Source organism: Ruegeria sp. BHSC276 (assembly GCF_059612945.1).
The window spans coordinates 143941-156659 of sequence record NZ_JBXWRP010000007.1; the positions used below are offsets into that span (position 1 = coordinate 143941).

The 12719-nt window shown below is 62.0% G+C and carries 14 protein-coding genes; 5 read left to right on the top strand and 9 right to left on the bottom strand.

What is annotated here, in order from left to right; all coding sequences use genetic code 11:
- Position 1 precedes the first annotated feature (1 nt).
- Positions 2 to 520 (bottom strand): DUF721 domain-containing protein, encoded by a 519-nt coding sequence (locus AC2FMD_RS13175; protein ID WP_496683957.1) that lies wholly within the window; start codon positions 518 to 520, stop codon positions 2 to 4.
- 81 nt (positions 521 to 601) lie between these two features.
- On the opposite strand from AC2FMD_RS13175, the gene mutY reads away from it, so the two are divergent.
- Both mutY and AC2FMD_RS13185 read left to right on the top strand, forming a co-directional pair.
- On the top strand, positions 602 to 1693 hold the full coding sequence (mutY, locus tag AC2FMD_RS13180; RefSeq protein ID WP_496710766.1) for an A/G-specific adenine glycosylase: 1092 nt from the start codon (positions 602 to 604) through the stop codon (positions 1691 to 1693).
- 24 nt (positions 1694 to 1717) lie between these two features.
- Positions 1718 to 2854: an alkane 1-monooxygenase gene (locus AC2FMD_RS13185; RefSeq protein ID WP_496742434.1), complete on the top strand. Its 1137-nt coding sequence runs from the start codon at positions 1718 to 1720 to the stop codon at positions 2852 to 2854.
- Here the strand turns inward: AC2FMD_RS13185 and AC2FMD_RS13190 are convergent.
- The 4 genes from AC2FMD_RS13190 to AC2FMD_RS13205 form a co-directional block, all read right to left on the bottom strand.
- Complete coding sequence (locus AC2FMD_RS13190; protein ID WP_496742433.1) at positions 2851 to 4233, bottom strand: adenylate/guanylate cyclase domain-containing protein; 1383 nt, start codon at positions 4231 to 4233, stop codon at positions 2851 to 2853. The genes AC2FMD_RS13185 and AC2FMD_RS13190 overlap by 4 nt on opposite strands.
- 146 nt (positions 4234 to 4379) lie before the next feature.
- On the bottom strand, positions 4380 to 5483 hold the full coding sequence (locus AC2FMD_RS13195) for a site-specific DNA-methyltransferase (protein WP_490361517.1): 1104 nt from the start codon (positions 5481 to 5483) through the stop codon (positions 4380 to 4382).
- A 106-nt stretch (positions 5484 to 5589) separates the two neighbouring features.
- Positions 5590 to 6207 (bottom strand): ribonuclease HII, encoded by a 618-nt coding sequence (gene rnhB, locus AC2FMD_RS13200; RefSeq protein WP_496742432.1) that lies wholly within the window; start codon positions 6205 to 6207, stop codon positions 5590 to 5592.
- 115 nt (positions 6208 to 6322) lie between these two features.
- Positions 6323 to 6799, bottom strand: a complete 477-nt coding sequence (locus AC2FMD_RS13205) for a hypothetical protein (protein WP_496710771.1) — start codon at positions 6797 to 6799, stop codon at positions 6323 to 6325.
- Positions 6800 to 6977: 178 nt separating this feature from the next.
- Here AC2FMD_RS13205 and AC2FMD_RS13210 point away from each other — a divergent pair, with 178 nt between their 5' ends.
- From AC2FMD_RS13210 to AC2FMD_RS13220, 3 genes are all read left to right on the top strand, one after another.
- On the top strand, positions 6978 to 7265 hold the full coding sequence (locus AC2FMD_RS13210; protein WP_496742431.1) for a hypothetical protein: 288 nt from the start codon (positions 6978 to 6980) through the stop codon (positions 7263 to 7265).
- On the top strand, positions 7237 to 7938 hold the full coding sequence (locus tag AC2FMD_RS13215; protein WP_496742430.1) for a winged helix-turn-helix domain-containing protein: 702 nt from the start codon (positions 7237 to 7239) through the stop codon (positions 7936 to 7938). Before AC2FMD_RS13210 ends, AC2FMD_RS13215 begins: the two co-directional genes overlap by 29 nt.
- 95 nt (positions 7939 to 8033) lie before the next feature.
- Entirely contained in the window at positions 8034 to 9605 is a 1572-nt protein-coding gene (locus AC2FMD_RS13220; protein WP_496742429.1) for a DUF427 domain-containing protein, read from the top strand.
- A gap of 88 nt (positions 9606 to 9693) precedes the next feature.
- Here AC2FMD_RS13220 and AC2FMD_RS13225 read toward each other — a convergent pair whose 3' ends face one another.
- The 4 genes from AC2FMD_RS13225 to AC2FMD_RS13240 all read right to left on the bottom strand — a co-directional run bounded on the left by AC2FMD_RS13225 (position 9694) and on the right by AC2FMD_RS13240 (position 12591).
- Complete coding sequence (locus tag AC2FMD_RS13225; protein ID WP_496795101.1) at positions 9694 to 10491, bottom strand: DUF1217 domain-containing protein; 798 nt, start codon at positions 10489 to 10491, stop codon at positions 9694 to 9696.
- Positions 10488 to 10889, bottom strand: a complete 402-nt coding sequence (gene flbT, locus AC2FMD_RS13230; protein WP_496680771.1) for a flagellar biosynthesis repressor FlbT — start codon at positions 10887 to 10889, stop codon at positions 10488 to 10490. Before flbT ends, AC2FMD_RS13225 begins: the two co-directional genes overlap by 4 nt.
- Positions 10889 to 11263: a flagellar biosynthesis regulator FlaF gene (gene flaF, locus AC2FMD_RS13235; RefSeq protein ID WP_496680768.1), complete on the bottom strand. Its 375-nt coding sequence runs from the start codon at positions 11261 to 11263 to the stop codon at positions 10889 to 10891. Before flaF ends, flbT begins: the two co-directional genes overlap by 1 nt.
- 80 nt (positions 11264 to 11343) lie before the next feature.
- Positions 11344 to 12591, bottom strand: a complete 1248-nt coding sequence (locus AC2FMD_RS13240) for a flagellin N-terminal helical domain-containing protein (RefSeq protein WP_496680766.1) — start codon at positions 12589 to 12591, stop codon at positions 11344 to 11346.
- Between the last annotated feature and the right edge of the window lie 128 nt (positions 12592 to 12719).

Consider the following 12719-nt stretch of genomic DNA (forward strand, 5'->3'; position numbering starts at 1 on the left):
CTCAGCCCTTTCTCAGCGATTTTTGTTTGGATAGAACGTTCCGGCCCAGTCGTTCAAGGGCAGCACGCAAGTCTTGGTCGTGAACTTCGCGCGTGACTTTGTCTGCCTCGGCAACGACTTCCGGTGCGATGGTGGGTTTCGCCTGTTTCGGACGGTGTTCGAAACTGGCCTGCCCCTCGGCAAATCCTGTGGGAGCCGTCTGGGTGATGCGGATGCGGCTGATGGCGTTGTAGCCATAGACGGCATTCACCTTGTCGCGCAGACGGTCCTTCTGCATCTCCAGCATCGGAGCCTGCGGTCCGGTAGTCAGCACGGTCAGCGTGGCGCCGAGCCCACCCTTGCCATAGCCCACCTTGACCGGCCGTGCGATGGCGGCGATGTCGGGGCCCACGATATCGGCCCAATGGGTCAACAGCCGCGACACGGCAAAGCCGCGGCTTTCACCGGCTTTCCGGATCCGATCGCTCAGCAAGGACGCGGTGCGTTTGAACCCGCGGGTGGTGGACCGTCTTGGTTGCATCTGGTTTCCAACTCCTGCGCCGCTATTGTAATGGGCGTGCATCCGGGCGCCAGCGAAACCCGACAGAGAAATGGATAAAACTTGCGTGACACCGCCACCTTCGACCTGAGCCGCAGCCTGCTTGCCTGGTACGACCGACATGCCCGCGACCTGCCGTGGCGGGTCAGCCCCGCCGACAGGGCCTCGGGCGTGCAGCCCGACCCCTATCGCGTGTGGCTGTCCGAGGTGATGTTGCAGCAGACCACCGTGGCCGCCGTGCGGGATTATTTCCTGCGCTTCACCTCGCGCTGGCCGGATGTCCGGGCGCTGGCCGCCGCACCCGACGACGAGGTGATGGCGGAATGGGCCGGGCTGGGCTATTACGCCCGCGCCCGCAACCTGCTGAAATGCGCCCGCACGGTGGTGGACCAGCATGACGGGCGCTTTCCCGACAGCCATGATGCGCTGCTGATGCTGCCCGGCATCGGCCCCTACACCGCTGCTGCCATCGCAGCCATCGCCTTTGACCGCCCCGAAACCGTGCTCGATGGAAATGTCGAGCGGGTCATGGCCCGGCTGCATGACATCCACGACCCGTTGCCGAAATCGAAGCCTCTTCTGAAGGCGAAGGCCGCCGAGCTGACCCCGGACGAACGCCCCGGCGACTATGCCCAGGCGGTGATGGATCTGGGTGCCACGATCTGTACGCCGAAGTCACCGGCCTGTGGCATCTGCCCCCTGCGAGACCCGTGCCAAGCCCGCGCTGCCGGAACCCAGGCCGACCTGCCGCGCAAGGCGCCCAAGGCGCCGAAACCCACCCGGATCGGCCATGTCTACATCGCGCAGCGCGCCGATGGCGCAATCCTGCTGGAACGCCGCCCCGAGACAGGGCTTTTGGGCGGGATGCTGGGCTTTCCAGGCTCGGACTGGGCTGAGGACACCGCCGAGGCGCCGCCCTTTCCGGCCGATTGGACCCTGCTGCCCGCCGAGGTGCGCCATACCTTTACCCATTTCCACCTTATCCTGCGCGTCTGGACCGCCGCCGTGCCCGCGGAGGTGAACCCCGAGGGGTTGCTGGTGACGCCCAAACATTCCTTTCGCCCCAGCGACCTTCCGACCGTGATGCGCAAGGCGCATGATCTATGGCGCGGCAGTTCGACCTCTGGGAAAACGCAGCGGGCGGGATTACCCTGACGGCAGAGTTTCGGAGCCTGAACCATGATCCCGACTGACACCCTGTCGCGCTGGCAATCGGCCCTGCCCTTCTGGGTTTCCTTCCTTTTGATCCCGATTCTGTGGTTCACCGCTTTTGCCGGCGGCTGGTGGGTGCTGCTGGTGCCGCTGTCTACCTGGTGGCTGTTTGCGGCGCTGGACGGCCTGACCGGGCTGAACCTTGAAAACGCCGACCCCGAAACGCCCGAGGACGCGCTGCGCTGGTACGTCCTGCTGACCAAGGCCTGGGTGCCGGTCCAGTTTTTCACGCTCTATGGCCTGATCTGGTACGCCACCCGCGCCGAACACCTGTCATCGCTGGAAAAGATCGGACTTTTCTTCGGGATGGGCGTGATCTCGGGTACGATCGGCATCAACTACAGCCACGAGCTGATGCACCAGAAGGGCCGGCTGGAACGGTGGCTGGGCGACATCCTACTGGCGATGGTGCTGTATTCGCATTTTCGGTCCGAACACCTGCTGGTGCATCACCGCTATGTGGGCACGCCGCGCGACCCGGTGACCGCGCGCTACAACGAAGGGTTCCACCGCTTTTATCCGCGCGTCCTGCGCCAGTGCCTGGTGTCCGCGTTTCAGGCCGAGAAGGCCAAGCTGGCGCGCAAGGGTCTGAGCTGGACGAACCGGTCGAACCCGTTCTGGCGGTACTGGGGGCTGCAGGGGCTGATGCTGGCGCTGGCGCTGCTGCTCGGCGGATGGGCGGGGCTGGGGCTGTTCCTGGTTCAGGCGGGCACCGCGATCTGGCAGCTGGAGCTGGTCAACTATGTCGAGCATTATGGACTGACGCGCAAATACCTGGGCGACGGCAAATACGAACATGTCCGGCCGCGCCATTCGTGGAACGCCGCGCACAAGGCCTCGAACTGGCTGCTGATCAATCTGCAACGCCACTCGGACCATCATTACAAGCCCAACCGGCGGTTTCCGCTGCTGCAGAACCACCCAGCCGAGGCGGCCCCGCAACTGCCCTATGGCTATCCGGTGATGACGGTCGCGGCAATGATCCCGCCGCTGTGGCGGCGCATGATGAACCCGCGGGTGCGGGCCTGGCGGCAACAGTACTATCCCGAGATCACCAACTGGCGGCCCTACAACAGAGCAGAGCTGCCGATGCCGCGCGCCTAGAGCGTCCAGATGGTCATCGGCTGGTCGACCCCGCGGATCACCTGCCGGTCATGCCGGATGAACCCAGCCATCAGGTCGACGGCAGAATCAGCCTGCCGTAACGCCTGTTCACGCAGCTCGTCCGAGACCACGACACGGGCCCCCATCTCGCGGGTCATCGCCTCAAGCTTGGCGGCCACGTTCACCGCGTCTCCAATCACCGCGAATTCCAGCCGATTGGCGCCGATATCGCCCAGAACCACCGGGCCGAAATGCACTCCGATGCCAACCTGAATCTCTTCTTCTCCGGCCCGGCGCCGTTCCAGGTTCCACCGGTCGATGATGTCCACCATCGACCGCGCGCAGGACAGGGCGTTGACCGCGTCCAACGGGGTCGGAACCGGAGTGCCGAACGTGGCCATCAGACCGTCGCCCAGATATTTGTCCAGCGTGCCGTGATGGTGAAACACCTCGGCCTCCATTCGCGCGTGAAAGCCCCGCAGCACCTCGATCACTTCATAGGGGTCACGCCCGGCCGAAAATTTGGTGAAGCCGATGATGTCGATGAACAGAACCGCGATGTTTTCCTTGCGCACCTGCTTGAGCGGCTCGTCGTTCTGGCTCAGTTGCTCAACCACGTTGGGCGAGAAGTATCGCGACAGGTTGGCGCGTTCTCGTTCCAGCCCGGCGTTTGAGATCAACAGACGATTGAGCCGCCGCATCGACACTCCCAGCGTGACCGCGACCATCATGAACACGATCACCTCTTGCACGCGCATCGGAACCATGAAGCTGTTTGGGTCCAACAATTCAGCCACGGCAGGATAGCCCTGCAACGCGGCGGCGACCGCCTCGCTGAGCCCGGGGATGGGCGTGGCCACCCACCAGGCGACGATCCAGCCCACCGTCCACATCAGGGCCGTCCAGCTGCCCATGGCGATCACCGTCCGCCAGGAATAGGCCAGCGTACCCGCGGCCAAGATGACGAAGAAATACTGAAAATTGTCGAACCGGTACTGCATCGCCAGTGGGCGCACATCGTCGCTGAACGGGTTGGGGACGATCATGCCCAGCGTCATGATCAGCAGATCGACGAAAATCAACAACAGCTCGATCCGGGATTGGCCCACCCGGCCGGCGCGACGGATCAACCAGCCGTTGCCGCAGAGCAGCAGCAGGATGAAATGGTACCACATCACATCCCAGTTCGGGTTCAGAAACACCAGCAGGACACCGGTCAGCGCCATGGCGATCCAGCGGGCGCGGACGGCCAGTTCCAGCCCTTCGCGCTTGTGCCGTTCCAGCGCGGCCTCGGTGTATTTGTTGTCCAGATCGAACCTGTCCGGCGTGGTCACGAAAAACCGCCCGAACCGGGACGGGGTGGCGGCGGTGTCGGTCATTGGCTGATGCTCCCTCGCATTGTAGCGGGATATGAGGTCCGACCATCCAAACATCACCGGGCCAAAAACAAAAGACCCCGCCGGGTTCGGCGGGGCAAGGCGTGGTACCATGTGTCAGGCCACAGGCACCGGCGGTATGGGTGTGATCAGTTGTGCAGTTCGGCCCGGATCTGCTGGCGCAGCACGTCGATCGGAACCGTTTTTCCGTCGCGTTTGAAGCACCAGTACGTCCAGCCATTGCAGGACGGCGCGTTTTCCAGATGCGCGCCCACCTGATGGATCGAGCCCTTGATGTTGTCGCCCACCAGCGTGCCGTCGGCCCGCACCTTGGCCTTGTGACGCCGGTTCATCGAATACAGCTCCTCGCCCGGGCGCAGCATACCGCGTTCGACCAACTGACCGAAGGGCACGCGCGGCTCGGCGCGCTTGCTGGCGCTGACCTCAAGCGCGTCACGGTCGAACTTTCGCACCTTGGCGATGCGCTTTTCGGCCACTTTGCGATAGCTTTCCTCGCGCTCGATCCCGATGAACTCGCGTCCCAGCATCTTGGCCACTGCGCCGGTGGTTCCGGTGCCGAAGAACGGGTCAAGCACCACGTCGCCCGGGTTGGTCGAACCGATCAGAACCCGGTGCAGCAGCGACTCGGGCTTTTGCGTCGGGTGCGCCTTGTCGCCGTTTTCATCCTTCAGACGTTCGTGGCCCGTGCAGATCGGCAGCACCCAGTCGCTGCGCATCTGTACGCCTTCGTTCAACGCCTTCAGCGCCTCGTAGTTGAAGGTGTATTTGGCCCCTTCCCGCTTGCTGGCCCAGATCATCGTTTCATGCGCGTTGGTGAACCGCTTGCCGCGGAAATTCGGCATCGGGTTCGACTTGCGCCAGATCACGTCATTCAGGATCCAATAGCCCGCATCCTGCAGGGCCGAGCCCACACGGAAGATGTTGTGATACGAGCCGATTACCCAGATCGCCCCGTTGGGCTTGAGCAGCCGATGCGCGGCCTTCAGCCAGGCCCGGGTGAACTTGTCATAGGCGGCAAAGCTGGAAAACTGGTCCCAGTGGTCATCCACCGCATCGACCTGGCTGTTGTCGGGGCGGTGCAACTGACCCTTCAGCTGCAGGTTATACGGCGGATCGGCAAAAATCAGATCCACCGACGCCTCGGGCAGACTGTTCATCACCTCGATGCAGTCGCCGGAAAGAATCGTGTTTAATGGGAGCGCGGCCGCGCCCTGTGTCTGGGTTTTCGTCATTTCTCTGCCTCAATATCCACGGCGCTTTTGCGCTCATTTGGTTGAGACAAGGATGAGTCAAACCGGATTCGCCGTCAATTTCTTTTTTGAATCATGGGGTTACGATTTACTCTTGATACAAGATATTGTGGACGGGCTTGAACGAACGTCTATGATGTGGGGTTACCCCAAGATTTTGCAGCGCCTCGCGATGCTGTTTGGACGGATAGCCCGCATTGGTTTCCCAGCCATAGCCCGGGTGCTGTTGCGCCAAATCCACCATCACCTGATCGCGCCATTTCTTTGCAAGGATCGACGCCGCCGCAATCGAGACTGACTTCGCATCGCCTTTGACCACAGCCTGCGCCGGCACGGTCAGACCCTTGGGGATCAGATTGCCGTCGATCAACACATAGTCCGGCGCCGGCTTCAGCGCCGCCACGGCGCGCTCCATCGCCAGGTGCGAAGCATACAAGATGTTGAGGTCGTCAATCTCGGCCACGCTGGCCTCGGCAATGGCATATTCGGACCGGGCGCGCAGATCCGCATCCAGCGCAAGCCGCCGGCGGGCGGTCAATTTCTTGGAATCGTTCAGACCCTCGGGGACGTCCTGCGGGTTCAGAATGACCGCCGCGGCCACAACAGGCCCGGCCAGCGGGCCGCGCCCCACCTCGTCAACGCCGGCGATCCTGGCGTAGCCTTGCGCGATCAGCGCCTGTTCCAGTTCGAAATTCGGAGTCGTCATGCCATTGGCAAACCGTGTTTCGCCCCGATCCGCAAGACAAAAGAAGGGGGCGATCGGCGCCGCCCCCTTCCCGCACGGCGCGTCTGACGGCGCCGCTCCTGCTCGAAACGTATTACTAGTAAACCACGCGGTATCCCTTCTGGCGCAGACAGGCCGGCTCGTACGCACGCTCGACCTTCTTGCCGTTCCAGAATCCGACCTTGCACTGTTGCGGCAGGCTGGCCGAATAGTCGTAGTGCTTGTCCAGGCATTTCGTCGCCAAGAGCGGACGCTCTGTGGAATAGTGCTTGAAGACCCGCAGGCACTGCTGCGGCAAGTCATAGCGCGCAACCCGGGGCGGCAGAGGGCGCACATGGTGTGGACGCCGGACAGGTGGTTGCACTTTTGGCGGGGTGTAGATGTGATTGTAGGTACGGGTGACCGTCTTGGGCCGTGTCTGTTTGTCGAAATGATTGATGGCCGCGCCAAGCAGGGCAATGGCGGCAAGACCGCCTAGGATGTCATGGGCATCGGCAGCCCGCGCCTTCGAGGCCGAAATCCCGGTGATGGCAATGGCGGTCGACACGACCAGGGCGATGAATTTCTTGTGCATCGGACACGTCCTTTCGGATGAACTGCGTGGCCGCGTCTGCGACCGTCGGAAGTGATGCACCATCCTTGCTGCCGGCCCTGCAAGACAGGCAATATCGGCCCGGTGATATCCGATATCATTGCTGCTAACCCCGCTGAGATATTGAATATCGCACCAAGCCATGCGCAGGATACGGCCCATGAGACAGATCCTCTCTTTCCTGGCGGTTTCCACGCTGCTATCGCTTCTCGCCACCACTGCGGCGGCAGAGTGCTATGCCGACTACAAGGCCAAACAGGACAACCCGCTGCGCCTGCACTATGGCGTGATGGAGGTCCCGGTCTGCCAGCCGGGGCCAGCCAGGCAAGAGATTGCAAAGCGGCTGAAAAAGTCGGGCTGGACGCTGCTGAACGTCATCTCGGTCTTTGGCCCCGAGGGTCTGGATCAAAGGAAGGAAAATGCCGGAAAATTCTATCTCCGTTTCTGAGGCGCGGCGTTCTGGGGCCCGGCTCGTCGGCTTCGGCATCGCGGCGATCGTCCTCATCCTGATCACGGCGGCAGCCTTCCTGTTCTGGACGCTTCCGGACGCCAACGCCTTCAACGCGCGGGTCGAGCGGCTGTTCGTCGAAAGCGATCTGACCACCCAAGCCGAGATCCGCCTGCTGGAAATCCTCGCCCAATCGGGGACCGCCTTTGCCGACACGCTGGCCAGCTACCGGATGGTGATCTTCGTGCTGCTGGTATTCGCAACCGCCATGCTTGTGGCCGCGCTGGTCTTTCTTGTGATGCTGACCGCACTGAACCGCCGCATGGCCCAGATCGAGCGCACCGGCATCCAGGTGACCTCGTTGCTAATCAGCCGCGAGGAAAACACGGTGTACCTGAACAACATGGATTTCAAACTCACGCCCGCCGCCATGGAGACCCTGTCGGTGCTGGCCGAATCGCGGCTGGACGACGAAGTTCTGTCAGGTGCCCAGATCGAAGCGATGATCTCGGGCCGAGACGCCAGCGATTGTGACGAAGCCGCCGGTGCGACCCGCATCAAGCGGCTGCGCGACGCGCTGGGCAACCAGATGGTCAGCGAGTTGCTGGTGAAGAACATCGCCAAAAAAGGCTATATGCTGTCGATCGACAAGGACGTCATCAAGATGGTCTGACGGGCTCGGGTCCCGACCGGGAAAATCTGCGTTGCCCCCTTGGAAAACCGCCGTGCAGGGCCCATCCTTTAGAAACCCGGCACGGGAGGTTGCTGATGAACGTCCACGCCCCGCCCGAAACCAAAGGCTATGAAATCGCGATCGAGCGGCTGACAGGCCGCGTCGCGATCTACCGCGACGATCTTGTTCTGGCCGAAAGCACCAATGCAAAGGTCATGTATGAAACGCGGCTGGCGCCGGTCATCTATGTGCCGCGCGAAGACGTTTGCGTCGACCTCGGCCCCGAGACCGATCTGCAGACCTTCTGCCCGTTCAAAGGCACCGCCACCTATCATGACGTGATCCTGGGCGACGAACGGCTGTCCAATTCGGTCTGGGCCTACGAGGATTCGCTGCCCGAAAGCGAGGCCATCCAAGGCCATATCGGTTTCATGCCCGAGACCTATACCCACATCGACCTTGGCGAAAACCAGCTGCGCAGCGTACAGGATGGCAACATCAGCGGCCCCCTGATCGATTGGCTGATGCGGGGCGCCGGCACGATTCGAACACCCGAAGCCTTCACCAAGGCGCTGGCCGAGAACATGCAGCAGCATGGAATCGCAATCCAAAGACTCAGCGTACTGGTCTGGTCGCTGCACCCGCTGATCGCCGGCAAACACTATATCTGGGAGAAGGGCGCCGAAGAGATTTCGACCAATGTTCCCACCTATGAAATCCATGACCACCCGGCCTTCATCAACAGCCCGCTGCGGCATGTGTCGAACGGTCTGGGTGGCGTCCGGCAGCGGTTGACCGATGCCAACCCGCGCCACAGCTTCCCGATCATGGAAGACCTGCGCGCCAAGGGCGGCACGGATTATGTCGCCATGCCCCTGCCGTTCTCGGATGGTCGCATAAATGTCCTGACCCTGACCTGCGACCACCCGGATGGGTTCACGACCGAGAACCTCGGACTGGTCTTTGAATGCGCCTCCGTCATCGCCCGTTTCTACGAGGTCTTCACCCAGCGCGAAAACGCGCAGGCCCTGCTCGAGACCTATGTGGGCAAGCGCACGGGCGCCCGTGTTCTGGGCGGCGACATCCGGCGCGGTGACGGCGATGACATCGATGCCGCGATAATGTTCTGCGACCTGCGCAATTCAACCAGTCTCGAGGAAAAACTGGGACGGTCGGCCTACATCACCTTGCTTAACGCGTTCTTCGAAACCGTCTCGGGGATCGTGCATGCAAATGGCGGCGAGGTTCTGAAATTCATCGGCGACGCCGTACTTGCGGTCTTTCCCGCCGGAGACGAACCCGCACGGGCGCGGTCAAACGCACAACGCAGCGCCATCAAGATCGTCGAGCAATTGGCCGAACTGAAGGCATCCGATGCTGACCATCATTGCGACTGCTCGATCGGCATCGCCTATGGTCGGGTCACCTACGGCAATGTCGGCTCGCGCGAGCGGCTGGATTTCACCGTCATCGGCCGGGCCGCGAACATCGCCGCTCGGCTGGGAGAATTGGGCAAAACCAATGGCCACCGCATCCTCGTGTCAGAGGACATCGCACCCGAATGCGCCGACGTCGTGCCGCTGGGGCCGCTCAAGCTCCACAATGTCTCGCGCCCCGTCACCTGCTTTGCCCTGCATACTCCGGCCGAAGCTCTCCTTGGCGGTTGAACCGGCTTGTACAGCGCGGCGTCAGAAGCATCCGCAAGGGACGCAACTAACCCGCCTCCGGCTGGCCAACAGCGACCCCGAAACCGGGTCACGCCGATCCGCCCAGCAAGATCAAAGCCGTTTGCGCCGGCGAAATCGTGCTTTGCAGATCGGCGATCTGACGGCGCGCCAGATAGGTGTCGGTCAGGGTTTCCACCGCCGCGTCCGAGGAGAACTGCGACAGGTCACCGGACCCGGTCAAACCCGACAGTTTGTCCCGGAAAATCTCCAGTTGCTTGTCGATATCCAGCTGCCCGAAACTTGATGGCAACCCCAGCGCGGTTTCCATCATGCTGCGCAACGGCGGCAAACTCATCAAGTCGTACCATTTCTTTGTTTCGCTTCCCGACTGCGACGCGAGGTCCTGCAAGGCATGCTGTGCGAAAAGCGCGATCCGCATGGAATCGTCCGTTTCACCCACCGAGGTTTCGAACCGGGACACGATGCCTCTCTGGGCGATTTGCTCCATATCCGTGATCAGGACCGTTTTTTTCACCTCACCTGGCCCCAGTCCGAACGCCTCTGAAAACTCGCGGTACCGGCTGTCGGCAAGGCGGTTGGCAAGAGCGTCATCGGCGCTGGTTCCGTCGGACAGAACCTTCTGGATGAAATACTGGTTGTCCAGGTCGTCCTCCAACCCGAAGGCACCCAGAGCAACGCTCAAAAGCCGACGATCCGAAACCAGGTCTTCGGCGGACTGCACGTTGCGGATATTCTCTAAAAAATACTGCGTGTCCCGCTCGTTCACGGCCGAAGACGAAAATGCCTGCAACTGGGCATCATAGGTGCGTTGCAAAAAGCGCCAGCCGACCAGCCCGCCAGTTGGTATGACCGGCTGAAAGGTCATTGGCGGTAGGCCAACAAGCGTTCTTCACGCGGCAAAAGCGACCGCAACGCCTTCAGGCACTTGTAATATTGCTCGGCCACCAGGGCTTCGGTTGCCTGCCCCAGTACGCGGCGGCTGTCAGGGTCGGTGAAGACCTGGCTCAATTCCTCGATGCGTCGCAAGAGCTGTTGGCGTGCCTGAGCGGCATCCAGATCTCCCGATAGGACCAGTTGCGCCGCATAGCACACCCGGCGGACGGGCGTCGTGGCCTCATTGGGATGGATGGCGTCCCTCAGTCGCAGAACGTTTGCATCCGGCGTCAGGATGGAAAACCGACTGCGCCGGTCTCCGTTTTCGATCACCACGCCGTTCACCAGAACGCGCTCTTTTGGCGCCAGCTTCAGAACAAGGCCCGCCATTACGAAGCACCCATCTGACGCAGGCCGCGCAGCACCGCAAGATTGATCTCCAGCAGCGGCTCAATCCCGGCCTTCCTCGCAAGAACCTGACCGGTGTGCTGTTCGGTGAATTCGGCCAGATAGAATATACGCGCCCGCAGGTCATTCGGCAGGGCATTGTCTGAGTCCGCGACACCGTTTGCCAGAACCGACCAAAGCCTGCGATTGTCGTGCAGGGCCTGAACAAAACCCGAAAAATCCGATGCCTTTCGCGCCGCGGCCGCTTTCAGACGATGGGTGATTTTCGAAATTGCCTCGTACTCGGTATCACGCGGGGTGCGGGTCGGAGCGGCAGACTGCGCGTAGGCGCGTTGAGCAAGCGTTTGCAGTGTCACTTGAAATCCTTCCAATTGGCCGACTGGGTCTGGCGGTCAGAACCGGGGCGCGTGGATCGCGCCCCGGGATTGCTTTGGGATCAGCGGAACAATGACAGGATCGACTGCGGCGCCTGGTTCGCAATCGACAGCGACTGCGTCGCCAGCTGCTGCTGCACCTGCAGGGCCTGCAGACGGGCCGAAGTTTCTTCCATGTCGGCGTCCACCAGCGAGCCGATGCCCGATTTGAACGAGTCCGTCAGGTTCGAGATGAACTCCTTCTGGGTTTCGATCCGACCCTGCGCCGAGCCGAATGCCGCCGACGCGTCGATCGCGGTGTCGATCAGGGTCTCGATGGTGCCCAGGGCCGCAGCGGCGCCCGCGCTCGTCGAGACATCGATCGAGGACAGCGCGCCAAGCCCGCCGGACCCGGCATTGGTGAACTGGGCCGAAACGGTGACGTCGCGATCTGCGTCAGCCCCTGCCGCGGCGGTGCCGGTCACGAAGGTCAGGGTGCCGGGCGCGCTGGAGTCATAGTCGATGGCCACGCCGGTGATGCCCAGCGCGTCAATCTGGTTCTTCAAGCCGACTGCGACAATCGCGTCAGTATAGGCCGAGTCGTAAGTACCCGACGGATCGAGATCGCCGGCCTGGACGGTGTAGGACGCGACCTTGTCACCGATGGTGATCGTCACCTTGTCGCCGGCGGCGAAGTTGTCGGTCGAACTGTCGATCACGATATCACCGGTGCCGCCAGCCTTGTCCATGGTAAAGCCCGCAGCATCGTTGTCGGTCGTGGCGTTGTCCGACCCGGCCAGAACGCCTTTGCTCGAATAGCCTCCGGTCGACAGGTTCTGACCGTTCACGGTAATCGACGACGCAGTCACCGCCCCGGTGCTGTCGCGGTCCAGCGACGCTAGAATCGATGCCGTGCCGGCCGATCCATCCACCAGGTTCAGCCCGTTGAACTGGGCCGCGCCGACAACCGATGCGATCTGATCGCGCAGGGCGCTTACGTCATCGTTGATCTTGCTGCGATCGACGTTGTCCTCCTGAGCCGCCACGATCTTGTTTTTCATCTGGGTCAGCAGATCGGTTACGGTTTCCGACGCGTTCCGGGCCACGGCCACGGTCGATTCGCCCAGCGCCAGACTGTCCTTGATGGCGTTGAAACCGTTGACGTCGGACTCCATCACCTTGGAGATTGCCCAAACCGCCGAATTGTCCTTGGCCGTTGCCACGTCCTTGCCGGTCGAGATCGCGTTCTGGGTGGCGGCCAGGTTCTTGTTGACCGATTTCAGGGTTTGCAGCGCAACCATCGCGCCGTTGTTTGTCAGAATGCTGGACATGCTTTTCATCCTTTGTTCGTTCGGGCCTTCTTCGCCCATTGACACCCCGCCGGGATCGGCGGGCCAAATGTCGTTCTGACCTGTGCGAGGAACCTTGCGGCCTTCGCGCCACCCGTCTTGCAGGTGCC

Bases quoted from the DNA above. Each gene is read 5' to 3' on its own strand.
- AC2FMD_RS13175 (WP_496683957.1), bottom strand. From the start codon at position 520: ATGCAACCAAGACGGTCCACCACCCGCGGGTTCAAACGCACCGCGTCC.
- AC2FMD_RS13185 (WP_496742434.1), top strand. From the start codon at position 1,718: ATGATCCCGACTGACACCCTGTCGCGCTGGCAATCGGCCCTGCCCTTC.
- AC2FMD_RS13190 (WP_496742433.1), bottom strand. From the start codon at position 4,233: ATGACCGACACCGCCGCCACCCCGTCCCGGTTCGGGCGGTTTTTCGTG.
- AC2FMD_RS13195 (WP_490361517.1), bottom strand. From the start codon at position 5,483: ATGACGAAAACCCAGACACAGGGCGCGGCCGCGCTCCCATTAAACACG.
- rnhB (WP_496742432.1), bottom strand. From the start codon at position 6,207: ATGACGACTCCGAATTTCGAACTGGAACAGGCGCTGATCGCGCAAGGC.
- AC2FMD_RS13205 (WP_496710771.1), bottom strand. From the start codon at position 6,799: ATGCACAAGAAATTCATCGCCCTGGTCGTGTCGACCGCCATTGCCATC.
- AC2FMD_RS13210 (WP_496742431.1), top strand. From the start codon at position 6,978: ATGAGACAGATCCTCTCTTTCCTGGCGGTTTCCACGCTGCTATCGCTT.
- AC2FMD_RS13215 (WP_496742430.1), top strand. From the start codon at position 7,237: ATGCCGGAAAATTCTATCTCCGTTTCTGAGGCGCGGCGTTCTGGGGCC.
- AC2FMD_RS13220 (WP_496742429.1), top strand. From the start codon at position 8,034: ATGAACGTCCACGCCCCGCCCGAAACCAAAGGCTATGAAATCGCGATC.
- AC2FMD_RS13225 (WP_496795101.1), bottom strand. From the start codon at position 10,491: ATGACCTTTCAGCCGGTCATACCAACTGGCGGGCTGGTCGGCTGGCGC.
- flbT (WP_496680771.1), bottom strand. From the start codon at position 10,889: ATGGCGGGCCTTGTTCTGAAGCTGGCGCCAAAAGAGCGCGTTCTGGTG.
- AC2FMD_RS13240 (WP_496680766.1), bottom strand. From the start codon at position 12,591: ATGTCCAGCATTCTGACAAACAACGGCGCGATGGTTGCGCTGCAAACC.